23 protein-coding genes are annotated in these 21,780 nt (G+C 68.6%); 16 read left to right on the forward strand and 7 right to left on the reverse strand.

Features of this window, described 5'->3' with window-relative positions; all coding sequences use genetic code 11:
• The 3 genes from ACT4N3_RS00370 to ACT4N3_RS00380 form a co-directional block, all read left to right on the forward strand.
• Positions 1-1,433, forward strand: a 1,433-nt coding sequence (locus tag ACT4N3_RS00370) for an alkaline phosphatase family protein (RefSeq protein ID WP_444853218.1), incomplete at its 5' end; no start/stop codon positions are given.
• Positions 1,434-1,489: 56 nt separating this feature from the next.
• Positions 1,490-1,834 (forward strand): ArsR/SmtB family transcription factor, encoded by a 345-nt coding sequence (locus tag ACT4N3_RS00375; protein WP_444853219.1) that lies wholly within the window; start codon positions 1,490-1,492, stop codon positions 1,832-1,834.
• Positions 1,831-2,331: an SRPBCC family protein gene (locus ACT4N3_RS00380; RefSeq protein WP_444853220.1), complete on the forward strand. Its 501-nt coding sequence runs from the start codon at positions 1,831-1,833 to the stop codon at positions 2,329-2,331. The genes ACT4N3_RS00375 and ACT4N3_RS00380 overlap by 4 nt, the downstream gene beginning before the upstream one ends.
• A gap of 166 nt (positions 2,332-2,497) precedes the next feature.
• Here ACT4N3_RS00380 and ACT4N3_RS00385 read toward each other — a convergent pair whose 3' ends face one another.
• From ACT4N3_RS00385 to ACT4N3_RS00395, 3 genes are all read right to left on the reverse strand, one after another.
• Positions 2,498-2,932 (reverse strand): hypothetical protein, encoded by a 435-nt coding sequence (locus ACT4N3_RS00385; RefSeq protein ID WP_444853221.1) that lies wholly within the window; start codon positions 2,930-2,932, stop codon positions 2,498-2,500.
• A 65-nt stretch (positions 2,933-2,997) separates the two neighbouring features.
• A complete protein-coding gene (locus tag ACT4N3_RS00390) occupies positions 2,998-3,237 on the reverse strand; it encodes a hypothetical protein (protein WP_444853222.1) in 240 nt (79 codons plus the stop codon).
• Positions 3,234-4,682 (reverse strand): amidohydrolase family protein, encoded by a 1,449-nt coding sequence (locus tag ACT4N3_RS00395; protein WP_444853223.1) that lies wholly within the window; start codon positions 4,680-4,682, stop codon positions 3,234-3,236. Before ACT4N3_RS00395 ends, ACT4N3_RS00390 begins: the two co-directional genes overlap by 4 nt.
• A gap of 121 nt (positions 4,683-4,803) precedes the next feature.
• On the opposite strand from ACT4N3_RS00395, the gene ACT4N3_RS00400 reads away from it, so the two are divergent.
• Positions 4,804-5,289, forward strand: coding sequence for an RNA polymerase sigma factor (locus tag ACT4N3_RS00400; protein WP_444853224.1), 486 nt, complete (start codon positions 4,804-4,806; stop codon positions 5,287-5,289).
• A complete protein-coding gene (locus ACT4N3_RS00405) occupies positions 5,279-5,875 on the forward strand; it encodes a hypothetical protein (RefSeq protein ID WP_444853225.1) in 597 nt (198 codons plus the stop codon). The genes ACT4N3_RS00400 and ACT4N3_RS00405 overlap by 11 nt, the downstream gene beginning before the upstream one ends.
• 1 nt (position 5,876) lies before the next feature.
• On the opposite strand, the gene ACT4N3_RS00410 is transcribed toward ACT4N3_RS00405, so the two are convergent.
• The 3 genes from ACT4N3_RS00410 to ACT4N3_RS00420 form a co-directional block, all read right to left on the reverse strand.
• Positions 5,877-6,149 carry a DUF4242 domain-containing protein gene (locus tag ACT4N3_RS00410; protein WP_444853226.1) on the reverse strand — a complete coding sequence of 91 codons (273 nt, stop codon included), beginning with the start codon at positions 6,147-6,149 and terminating at the stop codon, positions 5,877-5,879.
• 57 nt (positions 6,150-6,206) lie between these two features.
• Positions 6,207-7,448 carry an FAD-dependent oxidoreductase gene (locus ACT4N3_RS00415; protein WP_444853227.1) on the reverse strand — a complete coding sequence of 414 codons (1,242 nt, stop codon included), beginning with the start codon at positions 7,446-7,448 and terminating at the stop codon, positions 6,207-6,209.
• Between the two features lie 142 nt (positions 7,449-7,590).
• Positions 7,591-9,951, reverse strand: a complete 2,361-nt coding sequence (locus ACT4N3_RS00420) for a TonB-dependent receptor (RefSeq protein WP_444853228.1) — start codon at positions 9,949-9,951, stop codon at positions 7,591-7,593.
• Positions 9,952-10,153: 202 nt separating this feature from the next.
• On the opposite strand from ACT4N3_RS00420, the gene ACT4N3_RS00425 reads away from it, so the two are divergent.
• From ACT4N3_RS00425 to ACT4N3_RS00470, 10 genes are all read left to right on the forward strand, one after another.
• Complete coding sequence (locus ACT4N3_RS00425; RefSeq protein WP_444853229.1) at positions 10,154-11,515, forward strand: amidohydrolase family protein; 1,362 nt, start codon at positions 10,154-10,156, stop codon at positions 11,513-11,515.
• Positions 11,516-11,520: 5 nt separating this feature from the next.
• On the forward strand, positions 11,521-13,347 hold the full coding sequence (locus ACT4N3_RS00430; protein WP_444853230.1) for a DUF885 domain-containing protein: 1,827 nt from the start codon (positions 11,521-11,523) through the stop codon (positions 13,345-13,347).
• 112 nt (positions 13,348-13,459) lie between these two features.
• On the forward strand, positions 13,460-13,696 hold the full coding sequence (locus tag ACT4N3_RS00435) for a hypothetical protein (protein WP_444853231.1): 237 nt from the start codon (positions 13,460-13,462) through the stop codon (positions 13,694-13,696).
• Positions 13,697-13,791: 95 nt separating this feature from the next.
• On the forward strand, positions 13,792-14,793 hold the full coding sequence (gene argC, locus ACT4N3_RS00440; protein WP_444853232.1) for an N-acetyl-gamma-glutamyl-phosphate reductase: 1,002 nt from the start codon (positions 13,792-13,794) through the stop codon (positions 14,791-14,793).
• A 151-nt stretch (positions 14,794-14,944) separates the two neighbouring features.
• Positions 14,945-16,108 (forward strand): bifunctional glutamate N-acetyltransferase/amino-acid acetyltransferase ArgJ, encoded by a 1,164-nt coding sequence (gene argJ / locus ACT4N3_RS00445; RefSeq protein ID WP_444853233.1) that lies wholly within the window; start codon positions 14,945-14,947, stop codon positions 16,106-16,108.
• A 133-nt stretch (positions 16,109-16,241) separates the two neighbouring features.
• Positions 16,242-17,105 carry an acetylglutamate kinase gene (gene argB, locus ACT4N3_RS00450; protein ID WP_444853234.1) on the forward strand — a complete coding sequence of 288 codons (864 nt, stop codon included), beginning with the start codon at positions 16,242-16,244 and terminating at the stop codon, positions 17,103-17,105.
• Entirely contained in the window at positions 17,102-17,962 is an 861-nt protein-coding gene (gene argF / locus ACT4N3_RS00455) for an ornithine carbamoyltransferase (protein ID WP_444853235.1), read from the forward strand. Before argB ends, argF begins: the two co-directional genes overlap by 4 nt.
• Positions 17,963-18,122: 160 nt before the next feature.
• The gene (gene argR, locus ACT4N3_RS00460; protein WP_444853236.1) at positions 18,123-18,605 is read left to right on the forward strand and encodes an arginine repressor; all 483 of its coding nucleotides are present in this window, start codon (positions 18,123-18,125) and stop codon (positions 18,603-18,605) included.
• Positions 18,602-19,837 carry an argininosuccinate synthase gene (locus ACT4N3_RS00465; protein WP_444853237.1) on the forward strand — a complete coding sequence of 412 codons (1,236 nt, stop codon included), beginning with the start codon at positions 18,602-18,604 and terminating at the stop codon, positions 19,835-19,837. The genes argR and ACT4N3_RS00465 overlap by 4 nt, the downstream gene beginning before the upstream one ends.
• Before the next feature lie 135 nt (positions 19,838-19,972).
• Positions 19,973-20,659, forward strand: coding sequence for a type 1 glutamine amidotransferase (locus ACT4N3_RS00470; RefSeq protein WP_444853238.1), 687 nt, complete (start codon positions 19,973-19,975; stop codon positions 20,657-20,659).
• 191 nt (positions 20,660-20,850) lie between these two features.
• Here the strand turns inward: ACT4N3_RS00470 and ACT4N3_RS00475 are convergent, their stop codons facing one another.
• Positions 20,851-21,084, reverse strand: coding sequence for a GIY-YIG nuclease family protein (locus ACT4N3_RS00475; protein ID WP_444853239.1), 234 nt, complete (start codon positions 21,082-21,084; stop codon positions 20,851-20,853).
• 152 nt (positions 21,085-21,236) lie between these two features.
• On the opposite strand from ACT4N3_RS00475, the gene ACT4N3_RS00480 reads away from it, so the two are divergent.
• A partial coding sequence (locus ACT4N3_RS00480) for a 7-carboxy-7-deazaguanine synthase QueE (RefSeq protein WP_444853240.1) occupies positions 21,237-21,780 on the forward strand: 544 nt, incomplete at its 3' end.

Consider the following 21,780-nt stretch of genomic DNA (forward strand, 5'->3'; position numbering starts at 1 on the left):
GCTATCAGGGCCATGCCGCGACCGAAACCTGCCCCGGCCATGCGACGATCCTCACCGGCGCACGGCCCGGCCGGGCCGGCATCATCGCCAACAACTGGTACGATCTCGGCACCACGCGCGACGACAAATATGTCTATTGCGCCGAGGACGAGCGGGTCGCGGGCAGCAGCTCGCAAAGCTACACCGTCTCGCCTTATCATCTCCGCGTGCCGACGCTCGGCGAGCTGATGCACGCGGCCGACCCGCGCAGCCGCACCGTCGCCGTCGCCGGCAAGGACCGGTCGGCGATCATGATGGGCGGGCAGCAGCCGGCGGCCCGCTGGTGGTGGGCCGGCCGCGCCTTCGTCAGCCATGCCGGCGTCGCCGCACCGGCCGCCGTCGCCCGGGTCAACGAGCGGATCGCCCGCGACCTCACCCGCGCCGGCGCGCCTTTGCCTCTGCCGGCCGTCTGCTCGTCGCGCGACCGGGCGGTGACCGCCGGGCCGGCCACGGTTGGTGCCGGCCGCCTTGCGCGGCCCGCCAACGATCCCGGTGCCCTTCGTGCCACGCCGGCTTTCGACCAGGCGGTGCTCGACATCGGCGATGGCCTGCGGACCGACATGCGCCTCGGCCAGGGGCCGGCGATCGATCTCCTGATCCTCGGCCTCTCCGCCACCGATTATGTCGGCCACGGCCTCGGCACCCAGGGCGCGGAGATGTGCATCCAGCTGATGGCGCTCGACGCCGCCTTGGGCCGCTTCTTCCAGCGGCTCGACCGGACCGGGATCGACTATGTCGTGATGCTGACCGCCGATCATGGCGGGCTCGATCTGCCCGAGCGCGACACCGAGCAGGCGGCCGCCGGCGCGGCGCGGGTCGATCGAAACCTGCTTGCATCGGCGATGGGCCGCGCGATCGGCGAGCGGCTTGGGCTGACCGGCCCGGTCCTGTTCGGCGACGGCGCGTTCGGCGACATGTATGTCGATCGCGCGCTCACCGCCGCCCAGCGCCGCGACGTGCGCGACGAGGCGGTGCGCGCCTATCGCGCCCACCCGCAGGTCGCCGCCGTCTTCACCCGCGACGAGCTCGCCGCCACCCCCTCGCCCTCCGGCCCGCCCGATGCCTGGAGCCTGATCGAGCGCGCCCGCGCCTCGTTCGATTCCGAGCGCTCGGGCGACTTCCTCGTCCTGCTTCGCCCGCGCATCACCCCGATCGCCGCCCCGGGCCGCGGCTATGTCGCCACCCATGGCAGCCCTTGGGATTATGACCGGCGGGTGCCGATCCTGTTCTGGCGGCGCGGCATGACCGGCTTCGAGCAGCCGCTCGCCGTCGAGACGGCGGACATCATGCCGACCCTCGCCGGCCTGATCGGTCTCGCCATCGCGCCCGGCGCGATCGACGGCCATTGCCTCGATCTCGCCGCCGGCCCCGCAACGACCTGCCCCGCCCAATAGTTAAGCGGTGACTTTACTGTCTTGACTCGGCGCGCCGACTCGAGATAGTTAAGCACATGCTTAACGATTCAAGCCTTCTCGACCTGACGTTCCAGGCCCTCGCCGATCCCACGCGGCGCGGGATGCTGGCGCGGCTGAGCCGCGGGCCCGCATCGGTGAGCGATCTCGCGCGGCCCTTGCCGATGAGCCTCCCCGCCGTCCTCCAGCACCTTCAGGCGCTGGAAGCGAGCGGCCTGGTCAGATCGGAAAAGAAGGGCCGCGTGCGCACCGTCTCGATCGAGCCGGCCGCGATGAATGCCGCGGAGCACTGGTTCGCCGAGCAACGTTCGCTCTGGGAGGCCCGCGCCGACCGGCTCGAAGACTATCTCGCAACCCTGCAAGACCAAGGAGAAGAAGAATGAGCGACAATCTCGATCTGGTGCTGGAACGCACCCTCAACGCCCCGCGCGATCTGGTGTGGAAAGCCTGGACGACGCCCGAGCACCTGAAGCGCTGGTTCGCGCCAAAGCCCTATGAGATCAGCGAGCTTGAGCTGGACCTCCGCCCCGGCGGTATCTTCCGCCTGCGCATGGTCGGGCCGGACGGTTTCGACACCGGTCATGGCAATCCCGGCTGCGTGCTGGAGGTGGTCGAGGGCGAGAAGCTGGTCTGGACCAGCGCGCTCGCCCCCGGCTACCGCCCGGCCGAGCTGGCGACGGAAGGCTGCGAATCCTTCCCGATGACCGCAATCGTCACCATGACCGACGCCGGCGACGGCAAGACGCTTTACCGCGCCGTCGCGCTCCACAAGAGCACGGCCGACCGCGACATGCACGAGCAGATGGGCTTCCAGGAAGGCTGGGGCAAATGCGCCGACCAGCTCGAGGAGCTCGCCGCCGATCTCGCCGCGACGGCCTGAACCGCCCGCGACTTCAGTGACTTGATTGGGAGTCATCCCGGCGAAAGCCGGGACCCATGAACACCGACTGCTGGCAAAGCGCCGAGCTGACCCCCGCCTGTCCGAGTTCATGGGCCCCGGCTTCCGCCGGGGTGGCTCTTATGGGCCGGCCAGTCGCTTCCGCGCCCTAGCGCAGCCAGCCCTTGTTCGCCGCCAGCCCGGCGAACCAGACGAAGACCAGCCCGAGCACGATGATCGAGATCGGCAGCGGCAGCGCCTGGCTGGCCGGCATCCGCTGCAGGATCGGCGTCGCGAAGAAGGTGTAGCCGTACTGGACCCCGGCCGCGATCAGCGAGATCCAGAAGCCGAGGCTCGCCCAGCGCCGCCGCAGCAGCAGCCCGATCGCGCCGATCAGGCCGAGCCAGACGGCCATCGCGAACGCCGCCCATTGCCAGGTCGCCATGCTCGCGAACGTCTCGGCCTGCGCCGGCGGCAGTTGCGCCAGCTCGGCCGGCCCCATCCGCACCTGGACGAGGTAGAAATAGCAGCCCGTCGCCTCCCACAGCAAAGCGAGCACCGCCACGATCCAGTACCAGGCCGGCGGCCGCGTCGATCCGTCCATCGATCCTCTCCCTGTTCGCCCACGCCAAGACTGCGCCGTCGCGCACTGGCTGGCAAGCAGGGGCGTCAGGACCGGCCGGAGCGCAGCCGAAGCCGGTCGCGAACCCGCTGGAAGATCGCGATCCCGGCAATCCCGGCGCCGACCCACAAGGCGACCTCGGTGGCGATCGCCGCGGCGGTGACGATGCCGAACCAGACGGAGAGGCTCGGCCGGAAGAAGATGCCGACGATCAGCACCGCGGCCCAGGTGACGACCAGGAGGGCGACGGCCGCGACGGCGGCGATGGCTTTCTTGCTCAGGGTCATTGTGGATTTCCTCGTGCTGGATTGGGGGCCGGCCGCGCCGGCAGCAGATCGGCGGGCCGGTGCAGGACGCCGTTATTGACGACCGCGCGCATCTCGGCGACGCGGTTGAGGTCCGGGAGCGGATCGGCGGCGATGAACAAAATGTCCGCCTCCAGCCCGCGCCGCAGCGCGCCGGTGCGACGGCCCACCCCGATCAGCCGCGCTGCGTCCGACGTTGCCATCCTGAGCACCGCCCAGGCGGGAATTCCCGCCTGCTGGTGCAGCGCCATTTCGCGCGACATGCTGATCCCCGGCGCGATGAACGGATTGGCCTGGTCGGTGCCGATCGTCATCGACACGCCCGCCTCGTAGAGCCGCCGGGTCAGCTCCAGCACGCGCGGCCAGACGGCGCGGGCGCGGCGATAATCGTCAGCCTGCCAGCCGGCGTCGAAGCGGAAGCCGCGCCGCCAGTTGGCGAGCATCGCCGGATGGTCGAGCTGGCGGTCGCGGGCGAGCAACGCCGCGTCGTCGCCGAAGAAGGCGGGCTGGAAGGCGATCAGGGTGGCGTCGAGATGGACGCGGCGGCGCGCGAGCGTGGCGATCATCCGCCGCACCTCCGGCGCGTCGAGATCGGCCGCCTCATACCATTCGAAGAACTGGAATCCCGCCGGACGCCGCCGCGCCCGATAAGCTTCGCGCCGGTCGGCGGGGAGCAGATCGGGGCTGGTCGGCATCATGTGGACGATGCCGTCGATCCCCAGCTCGGCGGCACGGGTCCAGCTGACGTCGTTGAGGTGGGCGATGGCGCGCAGGCCGTGCCGATGCGCGGCCCTGATGCCCTCGGCGAGATCGGCTTCGGTGAGGCCGGTGTAGAGCTTGATGTAGCGTCCGCCGCCCTCGGCCTGCGCGTCGACGATCCGGCCGGCGCTGCGCTCCGGAGTCACCAGGGTGGACAGATTCTCGATCGCGATCGGCGCGCGGTCGATCACCTCGCCGGCATAGATCATCTCCGGCCCGGTGAGCGCGCCACTGGCGACGCGTTCGACATAGGCGCGGCTGGCGGGAATCGGGCCGCCGGGATTGCGGATCGTGGTCACCCCGAAGGCGAGCAGGGAGCGGGCATTGTGCGCGACGATCTCGTCTTCCGAATTGCCGGTGATGCGCGGCGCGCCATTCTCCATCCGGATCGAAAGCGTCCCCAGCGTGACATGGGCATGGGTGTCGATCAGGCCCGGCAGGGCGTAGAGGCCGGTGAAATCGTGCAGCGTCGCGCCGCGCGTGTTGCGCGGCCGGCCCCGGCCGGTGGCGGCGATGCGGCCGTTCTCGACCAGGATGTAGCTGTCGGGCGTGGTCGTCTCGCGCTGGGGATCGACCAGGTTCACGCCGACATACAGGTCGCGGCGCGGCGGATCGGCCAGCGCCGGCGTCGCGGCGAAGAGGGCGGCAAGGAGCAGGAAGCGGCGCATCGTTGAGCCTCATGAATTTGGTTTCGATGCGCTTCAGTCCGGCCCGGCGCGGCGGCGCTTACAGTCAGGCGCGGAAAAAGATTTTGTAAGAAGCCGGCGCCTGGCCGAGACTCCCCGGCGCATGCGCGGGCTTGAGCAGATCGTCGCCGATTATGGCTCCGGGATCGCGCGCGTGGCGGCCTCCTATGAGGCGGACCGCATGCTCCGGGAGGATCTGACCCAGGAAATCCTGCTCGCCATCCATCGCGCCTTGCCCAGCCTCGCCAATCCCGACAGCTTGGCGCCGTTCGTCTTCCGCATCGCCCATAATCGCGGCGTCACTCATGTCGCGCGCCAAATCGGCGCCCGGCGCGCCGCACAGCGCACCGAGCCCGACGACGCTTCGCCGGAAACGCCGGAAGAGCGGCTGCTGGCGAATGAGCGGGCCAATCGCGTGACGATGGCGGTCCGCCGCCTGCCTTTGCCCTACCGGCAGGTGATGACGCTGCTGCTGGAGGAGCTTTCCTATGCCGAGATCGCGGAGGCGCTGGACATCAGTCTCTCCAATGTCGGCGTCCGCGTGAATCGCGCCAAGGCGCAATTGAAGGCGATACTCGATGACGAATGACGATTTCCTTGACGATCTGCGGGCCGACTGGCGGCGCCAGACGGTCGACGTCAGCGGCCTCGCCGCGCGCGTCGCCGCGCGGCAGCGGCGCGCCGGCCTGGTAACGGCCGGCAACGCACTCGCGATCGCCACGATGGCGATCCTCGCGTGTCTGTTCGGCAGCGCCGCGATCCGCCAGGGCGACGCGCTGCTCGGCGTCGCCGCCATCGCCTTTCTTCTCGCCGCGCCGGCGGTGCTGTTCGAGATGCTCGACTTCCGTCGCGCGACCCGGCTGCGCTACGACGACAGCCCGGCCGGGGTGCTCCGGCAGGCGCGCGATCAGGCGATGTTCTCGCGCCGCCGGCTGCGGAGCGCCCGGATCGCGGCCTTGCTCCTGGTCGGCGCGGGCCTCGCCGCCTGGGCGCTCGTCCCGGCGGGCCTCGCCCACCGCGATACCGTCATCGTCATCACTTCGGGCTGGGCGGCGGCGGCCCTGCTGAGCTGGCTGTGGCAATTTTGGCGCGATCGCCGGCTCGTCGAGACAATCGCCGGCTATGACAGGCTCCGGGCGGAACTCGACGAAGGATCGGCCGCCGACGAAGCCTAGCCTATTCCGCCGTCGTCGGGTCGATCACCGCGCGGACCTGGGCGATGCTGTTCGCCGGGAAGCCGGCGGTCTCGGCATGCTGGCGGATCAGCGCCTCGCTCGGCGCGCGATAGACGCAGTAGATTTTGTCGTCGGTGACGTAGGAATGAACCCACTGGATTTCGGGGCCGAGCTCCTTGAGCACGGTGCACGATCCCTGCGATGCGCCCTTGAGCTGGTCCGCGCCGAGCGACCCGGCGCCCGGCATTTCGCGTTCGATAACGGATTGCGGCATGGCAGTCCTCCCCGCAAGAGCGTCCAATTATGCGCCCGCCGTAATGATCGGTCCAGTTCAGATGACCGCCCGCGCCTCCGCCACGCTCTTGCTCGCCAGGCTGAAGCGCGGCTCGGGCGTTGCGATCCGGCCCAGCAACAGATCGGCGGCATATTGGCCGACCGCCGGGCCGTGCTTGAAGCCGTGCCCCGATCCCGCCCCGACGAGCAGCACATTCGCCCGGCGCGGATGGCGGTCGATCAGGAAATCGCCGTTCGAGCTGTTCTCATATTGGCAGACCCGCGCCTCATTGAGCGGCGCGTCGGCCATCGCCGGGAAGCGACGCGCCATATGGGCGCGGACGCGCTCCAGCATCTCGGCCGACGGCGTCCGGTCGCCCCGGTCGGGGTCGACTTCCGGTCCATGCGGGTCGTACGCGATCTTGAAGCCCCGCGCCTCCAGGTCCGGCATGCCGTAGAACAGGTCGCCGCCGTTGAAATCGGCCCAGCCCGGCAAGGAGGCCGGCAGAAAGCGAAGGTCGCCGCTGGGCGGGCGAAAGAAGAATACCTCCTGTCGCGTGGCGCGGATGCGCCGGGCCAGGATGTCGGGGAACAGGCGCGGCAGCCACGGCCCTGCGGCGAAGACGAACTCGCCGGCGCCGATCGTCTCGCCCGCAGCGGTACGGACGGAAGCGACCGGCCCGGCGCCCGCGGCCGGCGGCTCGACAATTGCCTGCATGTAGTGGCCACCCGCCTGCGTGAACTCGTGGACCAAAGTCTGCACCGCGCGGCGCGCCATCAGCACGCCGAAATCGGGCTCGAACAGCCCGAACTCGACCCCGGCGAAATCGATCGCCGGGAAGCGCCGCGCCATCTCGGCCCGGTCGAGCAGCCGCGTCGTCAGGCCGAGCCGGCGATGCAGCTCCATCGCCGCGGTCGCATAGGGATGGCGTTCGCCGAAGAAGAACAGGACGCCGGTCTGCTCGAAGATCGGCAACCCGGCCCGTTCCGAAAGCGCCCGCCATTCCGGCAGCGACTGGACCGCCATGCGGGTGTAGATTTCGTCCGGCCCATAGACCGCCCGCGTCATCCGCGATTCGCCGCCGGACGAAGCGCGCGAATGGGCCGGCCCCCAGGCGTCGATCAGGGTGACCCGCCGCCCGGCCTCGAGCAGCTTCATCGCCGTCCACGCGCCGAACACGCCGGCGCCGACGACGATCACATCGGGACGGCCGGGCTGGGCGATGGCGCCCTTCGAGAGCGACGCCGCGACCACAGCCCCGGTCGCGCCGAGCAGCAGCTTGCGGCGAGTCAACGGCACCAAAATCCTCCCTGTCGCGCAGCGATGGGGAGGGGAACCATGCGAAGCATGGTGGAGGGGCTGAGCTCAGCGCCATCGCCCCTCCACCGCCTGTCAGGCGGTCCCCCTCCCCGCGAGCTGCGCTCGCAGGGAGGACTGGAGGTCACCGGCCGCCGAACCGCTGCCGGACGGTCACGCCGATGATCCGCGGCTGGCCAATGTTGAAGCCGAGCCGCGCCCGGCCGCCGCGCTCGCGGTCGAACGAGAGGATCGCGTTCTCGTCGAGGAGGTTGTTCACATAGACCTGCACGCCGAGGCCGTTCTGCCATTCGATGCCGGCGCTAAGGTTGACATATTGGTAGTTCGGCAGGCGCAGGTTCAGCACCGTCGCCCCTGTGCCGGTCGCGCCCGCGAACGGCAGCCCGGACACGAAGCTGCGGGGGTTGTTCTCCTGGTCGCTCGGCTGCGTGTAGCGGCCGCCGACGTGCTGGAAGGTGGCGCCGACATAACCCTCGGCCGAATCGTTCACCCGGAAATTGTAGTTCGCGCTCGCCGCGATCTGGATGTTGGGCACGGACGGCAGCCGGTTTCCTTCCCGGATGCCGGTCGTGGCGGCGAGCACGCCCGGCAGCGTCGAATCGAACTCCGCCTCGATCACGCTGCCGGCCAGCGACAGGTCCAGGCCCGCCATCGGCGATACGCCAATCTCGAACTCGACGCCCATCGTGTGCGCCTCGGGCACGTTGAAGACGATGCGCGATGAGCAGGAACCGGCGTCCAGCGTCGTCTGGAGATTGTTGATCTCGGTGTAGAACGCCGCGGCGGAAGCGCGGAAGTTGCGCCGCTGCGCGCGCACCCCGACCTCGTAGTTCCACAGCGTCTCGTCGTCATAGTCCTGGAATCCGCCGAACAGGGCCGCGTCGGCCGGCGTGCAGAGCGGAAGGTTCAGCGGATCGTTGACGCCGCCCAGCCGGAAACCCTTTGAGACTTGGGCGTTAAGCCGGACATTGTCCGCCGCTTCCCAGCTCAGGATGAAACGCGGGCTGAAGCCCGAGGATTCGGTCCGGTCGGTGCGGTTGTCGCCGTTCGAGAACAGGCCGCCCGAGACGAACTGACGCTCTTCCCGGAAGTCATAATAACGGCCGCCGGCGGTCGCCGTCAGACGGCCGAACGTGTAGCTCGCCTCGCCAAAGATCGCGGTCTGACGGATGTCGTAGGGTAGGTCCGAATTGTAGGGCGAATTTGCCGGGAAGCCGTTCGCCACCGCCGCCGACGTGCCGGCGCCGAACCGGGCGTCGGTGAAGGCGTCATAGCCCGGGGTCGGCAGGCGCTGGCGATAGAAGCGATCGACGTCCGAATAGAAAGCGCCGAGCAGCCATTGGAACGGCCCGCTATTGCTCGAGGCCAGGCGGACTTCCTGGGTGATCGTCTCGAGGTCGGTCGTGTCGACGAGATTCGACGGCAGCAGAACCGCCGCGTTCGGGTAACCGAGATCGACGGAAACCGAACCGGTGAGCGCGCTGGCGTCGCGGCTGACCACGATATCGCGGTTGATGTAGGTGGTGACCGACGTGAGCGTCACCGGGCCCAGATCGGCCGTGACATTGAGGTCGGCAAGCAAGGTGTCGTCCTCGAACCGCTCGCGCAGCAGCAGATATTGCTCGCGCTCGTCGAAGGTGCGCGGAGGCACGGTGAACGGGTTCGAATAAAGGTTGAACACCTCCTGCCGGTTGAAGCCGTTGGCGCGGATCTGCTGATAGACGAGGCGCGGCGTGATCGAAAGGCCGTCCAGCGGCTCCCAGCGCAGCGCGATGCGACCGCCGACGCGATGCCCGTCATTGACATTGTTGCCGGCGGCGGGGCCGACCGCGTCGACGAAGCCGCCATATTGGGTGTAGTATGCGACCGCGCGGACCGCCGCGGTGTCGCCCAGCGGCGCATTGATCATGCCGCGCAGCGCTCCGCCGAAATCGCCACCCTCGACGAGATTGACGTTGCCCTCGATCATGCCCTCGGTCCGGCCGAGCGCCGGCTGGTTGGTGATGTAGCGCAGCGTGCCGCCCACCGAGCCGGCGCCGAACAGGGTGCCCTGCGGCCCGCGCAGCGTCTCGAGACGGTTGAGGTCGAACAGGTCGAGATCGGGCGTGAACAGCGAGAGCGAGATCACGCTGTCGTCGAGATAGACGCCGACCTGCTCCTTAACGCCCGGCTGGTCGCGGACCACCTGGCCGGCCGAAACGCCGCGGATCGCGACCTGGCTCTGGCCCGGCCCGAGATTCTGGACGGCGAGGCCGGCGACGTTGCGCGACAGGTCCTCGATCGTCTGCGCAGCCGAGCGCTGGATGTCCTCTTCGGTCTGGGCGTTGATCGAGAAGGGCACGTCGAGCAGCGAGGTCTCGCGCAGGGTCGCGGTGACGACGATCTCCGGCTCGTCCTGGGCGGCGGTCTGGCCGCCCTGCGCCCATGCCGGCGCGGCCGCCATGAGTGCGATGATCGACGCTGAGGTGGCGACGGTGAGACGCATGATCTTGTCCCTTCTTGTATGGTTCGCGCCGCCGATACGCGTCTCCGCCGCGCCGAAACAGGCCAACAAAGGTTAACGCCCCTGTTTTCGGCCTGCCTGTTGCGATGCCGCAACAAAAACGCAGCATTCACCATTGCCGACAGGGCTTGGCGGCGCGCGGGGATCGGCTATCGTCCGCCGCGCCGCCGCCAAAGGACCCTCCATGCGCCTGCTTCCGCTCGCCTGCCCCCTCCTCGCTCTGTCGCTGTCCGCGGCGCCCCTGCCGGCGCAGGAGACGCCGATCCCGCCGCCGCCGGCCGCGTCTTCGCCCGCCCCGCCGGGCGCGCCCGGCGTCACCGTGATCCATGCCGGCACCCTGCTCGATCGGCCGGGCCGGCCGCCGCGCCGCAATGCCAGCATCCTGATCCGCGACGGCCGGATCGTCTCCGTCGAGGACGGCTTCATGGCCGCGCCCGAAGGCGCCCGAATCATCGATCTCAGGGATCGCTTCGTCCTCCCCGGCCTGATCGACAGCCACGTCCATCTCGACAGCGACCGGGCCGGCGTCGAGGGGCTGATGGCGGGCTTCACCGACAGCGTCGCGCTTCGTGCCCACGAGGCGGCGACGAACGCCCGCAAGACGCTCGACGCCGGCTTCACCACCGTCCGCAACCTCGGTTCCGCCGACGGCATCACTTTGGGCCTGCGCGACGCGATCGTCCGCGGCTGGGCGATCGGCCCGCGCATCGTCGACGCCGGCACCAGCATGTCGACCAGCTCGGGCCATATGGACGACACGTTGGGCGTCCGCGAGGAGTTCCACGAAATCCTGCGCGCCTCGGGCAGCACTTGCGACGGGGCGGACGATTGCCGGCGCGCCGTCCGCCGCCAGATCGCGCGCGGCGTCGACGTCATCAAGATCGCGACCACCGGCGGCGTGAACAGCCGCATCGGCCTCGGCCTCGGCGCCCAGATGTCCGAGCCGGAGGCCCGGGCGATCGTCGAGACGGCGCACATGTATGGCCGGCGCGTCGCGGTCCACGCGCATGGCACGGACGGGATCAACCTGGCGCTGCGCGTCGGCGCCGATTCGATCGAGCATGGCACCTTGCTCGACGACGAGAGCATCCGGCTCTTCCGCCAGTCCGGCGCCTATTACGTCCCCACGCTCTCGACCGTGAACGGCTATCTTGAGCGGCTGCGGACCAACCCCAATGCCTATACCGGCGAGGTCCGGCGGAAGATCGAATGGCGGATCCAGGTGACCGGGCTGGCGCTTCGTCGCGCCGTTCCCGCCGGGGTCAGGATCGCCTTCGGAACCGATGCCGGCGTGTCGCTGCACGGCCGCAATGCCGATGAGTTCCTGCTGATGGTCCAGCACGGCATGACGCCGATGGCGGCGATCCAGGCGGCGACGGTCAACGCCGCCGATCTGCTCGGCCTCGCCGGCGAGGTCGGCATGATCGAGCCCGGCCGGGTCGCCGACATCGTCGCGGTGCGCGGCGATCCGCTCGCCGATGTCGGCGTGCTGCGCCAGATGAACTTCGTCATGTCCCGCGGCCGCGTCCACCGCCAGGAGCCCTGAATATGATGACCGTCGATCGCCGCCAGTTCCTGCTCTCCACCACCGCCGCTGTCGGCGCCTTCGCGCTCACCGGCTGCGCCGGCGTCGCGGCGCGCTCGCCCACGGCCCGGGCACGCGCGGCCTATGACCGGATTTTCGAGGCGATGCTGCGCATCTCGCCCGAAACCGCGACCGGGCTCGGGCTCGACACCGGCGCGCGCGCCGCGCTCAGGAGCCAGCTCTCCATGTCCGGACCGCGCGGCAAGGCCGGCGGCTATCAGGCGCTGCTCGATGGCCTGCCGGAATTGCGCCGCATCGATCAGGGCGCCCTCGCCCCGCGCGAGCGTGCCTGGCTCAACACCGCTCTGTGGCTCGGTGACCGCGTCGGCGAAGCGGTGTCGATCCCTTATGGCAATTTCTCGGGCTACCCGATCCCTTATGTGATCTCGCAGCTCACCGGCTCCTACCAGTCCGTCCCCGATTTCCTCGACAGCCAGCACAAGATCGAGACGCGCGCCGATTGCGAGGCCTATGTCGCCCGGCTCCAGGCCTTCGCCCGCAACGTCGATCTGGAGGTGGAGCAGTCGCGCGCGGATGCGGCGCGGGGCGTCGTCCCGCCGGCCTACATCCTCGCCAAGACGCTGACCCAGACCCGCAATCTGCGCGGCGAGCGCGGCGCCGAGGCTGGACTCGTCCGCTCGCTGGTCCGGCGCGCCCGCGAACGCAACATCGCCGGCGACTGGGAGCGGCAGGCAACGGCGGTCGTCGATGGCTCGCTCGCCGACGCGCTCGACCGGCAGATCGCCCACCTGACAACATTGCGGCAGGGTGCCGGGACCAACCCGGCGGCGGGGCGCCTGCCGGACGGCGAGCGCTTCTACGCGCAATGCCTGCGCTATCACACCAGCACCAGCCTGACCCCTGACCAGGCGCACGAGATCGGCCTCCAGCAAATGGCGGCGCTCACCGCCGAGGTCGATCCCCTGCTCCGGCGCGAGGGCCTGACCCAGGGCAGCGTCGGCGCGCGGATCAACGCGTTGCGGGCTGAAGAGCGCTATCTCTATCCCAATACCGACGCCGGCCGCGCCCAGGTCCTGGCCGATCTGAACGCGATGATGGCGGCGGTGCGGGCCCGGATGCCGGACTTTTTCAACACCATCCCGACCTCGCCGATGGAGATCAGGCGGGTGCCGCAGGCGATCGAGGTCGGCGCGCCGCGCGGCTATGCGCAGGGGCCGAGCCTCGACGGCTCACGGCCGGGCGCCTTCTACATCAACCTGGTCGATACCCGCATCTGGCCGAAATGGGCGCTGCCGACGCTCTGCTATCATGAGAGCATTCCCGGCCACCTCTGGCAGGGCTCGCTGGTGCTGGAGAACCAGTCGATCCCCTTGCTCCATCGCAACATCGGCATCCCGGCTTATGGCGAGGGCTGGGGCCTCTATGCCGAGCAGCTGGGCGACGAAGCGGGGATGTACGCCGATTTTCCGGCCGGGCGGATCGGCCGCATCCAGAGCTTCATGTACCGTGCGGCGCGGATCGTGATGGACACCGGCATGCACGCCAAAGGCTGGAGCCGGGAACGGGCGATCGGCTATTTCACCGACGAGGTCGGCCTCGATCCGATCTCGGCGACCAGCGAGGTCGAGCGCTACATCGTCTGGCCGGGCCAGGCGTGCAGCTACAAGATCGGGCACAACGAATTCGTTCGTTTGCGCGACGAAGCGAGGGCGCGACTCGGAACCCGATTCGATCTCAAGTCGTTCCACGATGCGGTCCTGGTGAATGGCGACATGCCGCTCGAAATACTTGCGGGCGTCGTGGCCGACTGGGAGCGGAACCGTAACGGATAAGAAATATTTGTCGCCATTCGTCGCCGGTCTTGCGTTTGTAACAGTTCGCGGTCTATGGGCCGATGGTCTGGGCCTGACGTCCGGGGAAAAACCCGAATCAAGGAGAGTAACGATGTTCTCGAAGAAGCTGGCGGCGCTTGCCGCTCTTTCCATGATCACCGCCAGCAGCGCGGCGATTGCCCAGTCGGCTGCGCCGCTGAGCATCGAAGCCCCGGCGGTTCGCGCCGGCGCCGAGACCGAGGGCTCGAACGAGCTGGTCGGCACGACCGCGTGGATCCTTGCGGCGATCGCGCTTGGCCTCATCGTCTGGGGCATCATCGAGCTGACCGACGATTCCGACAGCCCGTAGGCTTTTCGCGATCCGAGAGAGCGCCCCGGTCCGCCGGGGCGCTTTTCTTTATGCGTGTTATTGCATATTTATTCAATTGAGTGAATAAGGCGCGAATGATCGACGTCGCGATTCTTGGGTCTTCCGGCTATGTCGGAGCGGAGCTGCTGCGGCTCTGCGCGGGTCATCCCGCGCTGCGCCCGGCACGACTGTTCGGCGACAGCCAGGCCGGCGCGCGGCTTGCCGATGTCCATCCACACCTCGCGCCCGCTTATCCCGATCTCGCCATCGAGCGGTTCGAGCCGGCCGCGCTGGATGGCGCCGGCCTTGTTTTCGCCGCCCTCCCCCACGGCCATTCGCAGCGCATCGCGCCGGCGATCGTCGCGCGCAACATCCCGTTCGTCGATCTCGGCGCCGATTTCCGCCTCGACGACGCCGCGACTTACGAGCGCTGGTACAAGGAGCCGCACGAGGCGCCCGACCTGCTCGGCCGCTTCGTCTACGGCATTCCGGAGCTGCATCGCGACGCGATCGCCGCCTCGGCGACAGTGGCCGCCGCCGGCTGCTATCCGACGACGACGATCCTGGCGCTGAAGTCGCTGCTCGGCCTGATCGATCCCGACACGATCACCGTCAACGCCGCCTCGGGCGTCAGCGGCGCCGGCAAGGGTCTCAAGGACGAGACCCATTTCAACACCGTGGACGAGAATTTCACCGCTTACGGCCTGCTCACCCACCGCCACACCGCGGAGATGGAGATGGAGCTCGGCCGCAAGGTGCTGTTCACGCCGCACCTCGCGCCGATGAACCGCGGCATCCTCGCCACCTGCATCGCCGTGGCGAAGGGGCCCTGCGACCCGCTCGCCGTCCTTGCCGAGGCCTATGCCGACGAGCCGTTCGTCCATGTCTCGGAGCGCTCGCCTTCGGTCAAATGGACTTTGGGCTCGAACGCCGTCCACCTCACCGCGCGCTATGACGAGCGGACCGGCCGGGTCCTCGCCATCGCCGCGCTCGACAATCTCGTGAAGGGAGCCGCCGGCCAGATGATCCAGTGCGCCAACCTCATGCTCGGCCTCGACGAGACGGCCGGCCTGCCGCGCGTCGGAGTCTGGCCATGAGCGTCACCGCTTTCGAAAAGTCCTCCCCTGCATTTGCAGGGGAGGGGGACCATGCGCAGCATGGTGGAGGGGCTCCTTTGTCGGGCAAGAGGCCCCTCCACCGCCCTGGCGGCGGTCCCGCTCCCCTCGAAATCGAGGGGAGGATTTTGAGATGAGCGTCACCGCAGCGCCCGGCTTCGTCGCCGCCGGCTGCCACGCCGGGATCAAGCGCCGCAAGCACGACATGGCGCTCCTCGCCACCGACGACGGCAAGCCGGTCGCCTGCGCCGCCGTCTTCACCCGGAACAAGTTCGTCGCCCCGCCGGTGACGCTCGACCGCGCGCGCCTCGCCGCGAGCGGCGGCAAGGCGGCGGCGATCGTCGTCAATTCGGGCAACGCCAATGCCGGCACCGGCGCCGCCGGCATGGCCGACGCCGAGGCGATGAGCGCGGCGACGGCGGCGGCGCTCGGCATCTACAAGGCCCATGTCCTCGTCTCCTCGACCGGGATCATCGGCAACCCGCTGCCGATGGACCTCATCCTCCCGGCCATCCCGAAGCTGGCGAAGAAGCTCTCCGTCGAGGGTGGCGCGGAGGCGGCGAAGGGCATCCTCACCACCGATCATCTGGCCAAGGAGGCGGCGGTGAAGGGCTCGACTTTCACCCTCGGCGGCATGGCCAAGGGCTGCGGCATGATCGCGCCGAACATGGCGACGATGCTGGCCTATCTCACCACCGACGCCGACGTGCCGCAAGGCGAGCTGCAGCGCATCCTGAAGGCCGCCGTCGACCGCACTTTCAATACCCTCAACGTCGACGGGGCGACCTCGACCAACGATACCGTCATCCTGCTCGCCAATGGCCGCGCCGGTAAGCCGGACATGCGGGAGTTCGCCGATGCGGTTCATCGCGTCTGCGAGGCGCTGACCCTCCAGATGGCGAAGGACGCCGAGGGGATGACCAGGATGGTCATGCTCCGCGTCACCGGCGCCGCCTCCGACGCCGAGGCGCGCGCCGCGGCGAAGAACATCGCCGAGAACAACCTCGTCAAATGCTCCTGGTACGGCTCGGACCCCTATTGGGGGCGACTGCTCGGCGCGGCAGGTTCGGCCGGCGTCGAATTCGACACCGAGGCATCGGCCGTCGCTTATGGAGGAATCACGGTTTCGCGCGGCGGGATCGAGATCGACCATGACCGCGCCGCCGTCACCGCCCATATGAAGAACGAGCGGATCGAGATCGAGGTGAATGTCGGCGCCGGCGGCAACGGCTCCGCGCAGGTGATCGGCATCGATCTCGGCCCCGGCTACATCAAGGAAAACTCGGTCACCTCATGATGAGGTCATACCCCCACTCATGCACCCTCGCCGTCATTGCGAGGAGCGTAGCGACGAAGCAATCCAGTCGTCGTCATTCTGGATTGCTTCGCTTTGCTCGCAATGACGCAGATAGGGGAGCCGGTACGTCATGATGAGCGCCGCAGACACCGCCCGGGTCCTCGTCGAGGCCCTGCCCTATATCCAGCGCTTCCGCGGCAAGACCGTGGTGGTGAAATTGGGCGGGGCCGCGATCGACGCCGAGCTCGATCGCGCCCTCGCCCAGGACGTGCTGCTGCTGCGCAGCGTCGGCGTGCGCTGCGTCCTCGTCCATGGCGGCGGGCCGCAGGTGGACGAGATGATGCGCGCGGTCGGCAAGCAGCCCGAGTTCCGCGACGGCCTGCGCGTCACCGACGCCGAGACTTTGCGCATCGTCCGCATGGTGCTGGTCGGCGAGGTCAGCCGCAATCTGGTCGCGACGATCAACAAGGAATCGCCCAACGATCCGGTCGCGGTCGCCGTGGCCGGCGAGGATGGCGGCCTGCTCATCACCCGTCCGCGCGACCCCGCCCTCGGCTTTGTCGGCGACGTTGCTTCGGTCCGCGCCGAGCGCCTGCACGGCCTGCTCGATCAGGGCCTCGCTCCCGTCGTCTCCACCGTCGGCGCCGACCCTTCTGGCCAGCCCTACAATATCAATGCCGACGAGGCGGCGATGGCGATCGCGGTGGCGATGCAGGCGGAGAAGATCGTTTATCTCACCGCCGCCCCCGGCCTGCTCGCGGACCCGAAGGACGAGTCGAGCCTGATTCAACGGCTCACCGCCGCCGAGCTGCGCGAGCGCATCGAGCACGAGTCGGTCAGCGCCGGCATGATTCCCAAGCTGCGCGCCTGCGCCGACGCGGTCGATGGCGGCGTCGGCTCGGCCCACATCATCGACGGCCGCACCCCGCACAGCCTGCTGATCGAGATCCTGACCGACAAGGGCATCGGCACGATGGTGCTGAAGGCGGCGGCATGACCAACATCCTCACCGTCGCCGATCTCGGTCCCGCCGGCATCGCCGAAGTGCTGGCGCTGGCGGAGCAGCCCGATCTCGGCCGCCCGCTCGCCGGCAAGGGCGTCGCTTTGGTTTTCCAGAAGCCGTCGGCCCGCACCCGCAACTCGACCGAGATGGCGGTGGTTCAGCTCGGCGGCCATCCGGTCTATATCCAGAAAGAGGAGGTCGGCCTCGGCAGCCGTGAGACGGCCGAGGACGTCGCCCGCACCCTCGCCTGCTATCACGACATCATCTGCGCCCGGGTCATGGACCATGATGATCTCGTCAGAATGACAGGTGCGACGGCAAAACCGGTGGTTAACCTGTTGTCGGACAAGGAACATCCGCTCCAGGCGCTCGCAGATGTTTTAACCATGAAGCAATTGGCCGACAACCTGCAGGGTCTGAAAATCGCCTATGTTGGCGACGCCGACAACAATGTCGCCCGCAGCCTTGCCCACGCCTGCCTCGCCGTCGGCGCGGAGCTGACCCTTGCCAGCCCGTCCCAATATCGGCTGAGCGATGCGCCGGACGGCGTCCGCCAGGTCGACGACCCCGCCGAGGCGGTCCGGCGCGCGCGCTTCGTCTACACCGACGTCTGGGTCTCGATGGGCCAGGACAATGAAGCGCGCGAGCGGATGCAGGCACTCGGCCCCTATCAGGTCGACGAGGCGCTGATGGCCAAGGCCGACGACGCCTGGTTCCTCCACTGCCTCCCCGCCCGCCGCGGCGAGGAGGTCACGCACGGCGTGTTGGAAAGCCCAAAGAGCGCGATCTGGCGCCAGGCCGAGAATCGCATGCACGCCGCCCGCGGCGCCCTCGCCTGGGTGCTGCTGTGACCGACACGCGCTCCCCGGAGTCATCCCGGCGAAAGCCGGGACCCATGAACACTGCCGTAGCTGGTGAGGCGACGAGGTTCTCACTGTCCCGCCACCGCTTCGGTTCATGGGTCCCGGCTTTCGCCGGGATGACTCGAACGACGATTCGCGAGGTCGCGCGATGACCGACACCCGGGAGCGCCGCCTCCGAAGCCTCGCCGATCTGCTGCGCTCCGGCGAGATCGCCAGCCAGGAGGACGCCACCGAGCGCCTCGCCGCTCTGGGCTTCCCGGTCACCCAGGCGACGGTCAGCCGCGATCTCGACCAGCTCGGCGCGGTCAAGGTGAAGCGGGGCGGCGCGCTGCGCTACGCCCTCCCCGATCAGCTCGGCGGCCGCGACTGGGAGGCCGGCCGCCTCGCCCGCATCCTGCGCGAATGGGCCGTCTCCATCGAATCCGCCGGCCAGCTGATCGTCATCCGCACGCCGCCCGGCTCCGCCCATCTCGTCGCCTCGGCGATCGACCATAGCGCCCTGCCCGAGGTCGCCGGCACCATCGCCGGCGACGACACTCTCTTCCTGGCCGTCCGCGACGGCCACCCCATCCCGGCCCTGCTGCAACGCTTCCAGCGCATGATGGGCCAAGAGAAAGAAATCTACGCATGACCGGTCTGCCCAGCCCCAAGAAGGTCGTCCTCGCTTATTCGGGCGGCCTCGACACCTCGATCATCCTGAAATGGCTGCAGACCGAATATGGGGCGGAGGTGGTCACCTTCACCGCCGATCTCGGCCAAGGCGAGGAGGTGGAGCCGGCGCGGCGCAAGGCGGAGCTGCTCGGCATCAAGCCGGAGAACATCTTCATCGACGATCTGCGCGAGGAGTTCGTCCGCGATTACGTCTTCCCGATGTTCCGCGCGAACACGGTCTATGAGGGCCAGTATCTGCTCGGCACCTCGATCGCCCGCCCGCTCATCGCCAAGCGCCAGATCGAGATCGCGCGGCAGGTCGGCGCCGACGCGGTCTGTCACGGCGCCACCGGCAAGGGCAACGACCAGGTCCGCTTCGAGCTCGGCTATTACGCCCTCGAGCCCGACATCCGCGTCATCGCCCCCTGGCGCGAGTGGGACATGGCGAGCCGCGAGGCGCTGATCGACTTCGCGGAGAAGCACCAGATCCCGATCAGCAAGGACAAACGCGGCGCGGCGCCCTTCTCGGTCGACGCCAATCTCCTCCACTCCTCCTCCGAGGGGAAGGTGCTGGAGGATCCGGCGGCCGAGGCCCCCGAATATGTCCACCAGCGCACCATTGCGCCCGAGGATGCGCCGGACACGCCGACGATCGTCAGCATCGAGTTCGAGCGCGGCGATCCCGTCGCCATCGACGGCGAGCGCCTCTCCCCCGCCGCTTTGCTCACCAGGCTCAACCAGCTCGGCCACGACAACGGCATCGGCAGGCTCGATCTGGTCGAGAATCGCTTCGTCGGCATGAAGTCGCGCGGCGTTTACGAGACGCCCGGCGGCACGATCCTGCTCGCCGCCCATCGCGGCATCGAGAGCATCACGCTCGACGGCGGCGCGATGCACCTGAAGGATTCGATCATGCCCCGCTATGCGGAGCTGATCTACAACGGCTTCTGGTTCGCGCCGGAGCGCGAGATGCTGCAGGCGCTGATCGACAAGAGCCAGGAGCATGTGACCGGCACGGTCCGCATGAAGCTCTACAAGGGCAATGCGACCGTGATCGGCCGCGAGAGCCCGCTCTCCCTCTACGACCAGGACCTCGTCACCTTCGAGGAAGGCCAGAGCGGCTACGACCATCGCGATGCCGCCGGCTTCATCCGCCTCAACGCCCTGCGCCTGCGCATCGCCGCGAAGCGGGCGCGGCGAAATTCAAACTGAGTCATCCCGGCGAAAGCCGGGACCGATGAACACCGCCGCACGAAGCGAAGTGAAAAGCAGCGTCGCCTATCTCCACAATCCGAGTTCATGGCCCCCGGCTTTCGCCGGGGTGACTCAGAAAGTAAGCTGGCCTCGATGAAGCTCGCCATCCTCGAAACCGGCAAGCCGCCCGCGGACCTGATCCCCGCCTTCGGCCGCTATCCGGCGATGTTCGAGGCGCTGCTGGGCGACGGCTTCGACACCACGTCGATCGACGTGCAGGCGGAGCCGCTGCCGCCCGACGTGAACCGCTTCGACGCTTACCTCATCACCGGCTCCTCGGCCGGCGTCTATGAGGACCACGCCTGGATCGCGCCGCTGAAGACCTTCGTCCGCGCCGCCGCCGGCCGGGCGAAGCTGGTCGGCATCTGCTTCGGCCACCAGCTCATGGCGGAGGCCTTGGGCGGCCGCGTCGAGAAATCGCACAAGGGCTGGGGCGTCGGCCTCCAGACCTACCCGATCGTCCGCCGCGAGCCCTGGATGGACGACGCCCCCAGCGTCGCCATCCCTGCCAGCCATCAGGACCAGGTCGTGCTCCAGCCCCCCGGCGCGCACGTTTTGGCCTCCTCGGTCTTCACACCCTATGCCGGCCTCGTCTGGAGCGACCAGCCGAGCATCTCCTTCCAGTTCCACCCCGAATTCGATCCGGCCTACGCCAAGGCGCTGATCGCGGAGCGCCACGACCGCACCCCCGACCCCGCCGCCGCCATCGCCTCCCTCGACGCCCCGAACGACAATCGGCGCGTCGGGGAGTGGATCAGGCGGTTTCTGCTCGGCTCTTAGGGAAAAAATGGAGTCACCCCGGCGGAAGCCGGGGCCCATGAACACGGAGTTTGAAGGGCGCGATCACGACAGCGCTCGTCTTTCAAAGGATGGCGTTCATGGGTCCCGGCTTCCGCCGGGATGACTCGACAGCGGTTCGAACCCCAGCAGCGACACGGCCAAATCCTCCCAGTGCGGGTTTTCCTTCTCGATCAGCTGGATTTCCAGTCCCGCTTCCACTCCTTGATCCGCCGCTCCCGCACGATCGCGTCCTCGATGTCGTCATAGACTTCGAAATAGACCAGCCGCTTCACGCCATATTGTCGCGTGAACCCCGGCACGACACCCTCGCGATGCTCCCAGACGCGCTTGGTCAGGTCAGTCGTGCATCCCGCATAAAGCGTCCCATGCTTCCGGCTGGCGAGAAGATAGAAATACCCGGCCATCGTTTCCTCAGAGAGTCATCCCGGCGAAAGCCGGGACCCATGAACACCGCCGCTAGAGGTGAAGTCAAAGTGGCCGCGCCTACTTTCCGATTCTGAGTTCATGGGCCCCGGCTTCCGCCGGGGTGACTCAATAGGGTAGATAGCTCGCCGAAATGCCCCCCACCCTCCGCATCGCTGCCCGCGCGCCCGGTGAGCCGGAAATCTTCCGCTCGATCCAGGGCGAGGGCGTGAATGCGGGTCAGATCCGCACCTTCGTCCGCCTCTCCGGCTGCAATTTGCACTGCGTCTGGTGCGACACGCCCTACACCTGGAACTGGCAGGGCACGAAATGGCCGCACGAGCGCGCCCCCAAATATGATCAGGCGGCCGAGACGATCGAGATGGAGGTGGAGGCAGTCGCCGCCGCCGCGCTGGCGCTGCCGGCCGAGGGGGTGGTGATCACCGGCGGCGAGCCGCTCGCCCAGATGGTCGGCCTGATCGCCCTCGCCGAGCGGCTGAAGCAGGACGGCCGCCTGGTCGAGATCGAGACCAACGGCTCCATCCCGCCCGATCCGCGCCTCGTGGAACTGGTCGACCTCTTCATGGTCTCGCCCAAGCTCGCCCATAGCGGCAACGCTCCGGCCCTGGCCCTGCGCGCCACCCCCCTCGCCGCCTTCGCCGCGCTGGAGAGCGCGATCTTCAAATTCGTCGCCCGCA

The organism is Sphingosinicella sp. (genome assembly GCF_052388015.1).
In the GTDB taxonomy this organism is placed as follows: domain Bacteria; phylum Pseudomonadota; class Alphaproteobacteria; order Sphingomonadales; family Sphingomonadaceae; genus Allosphingosinicella.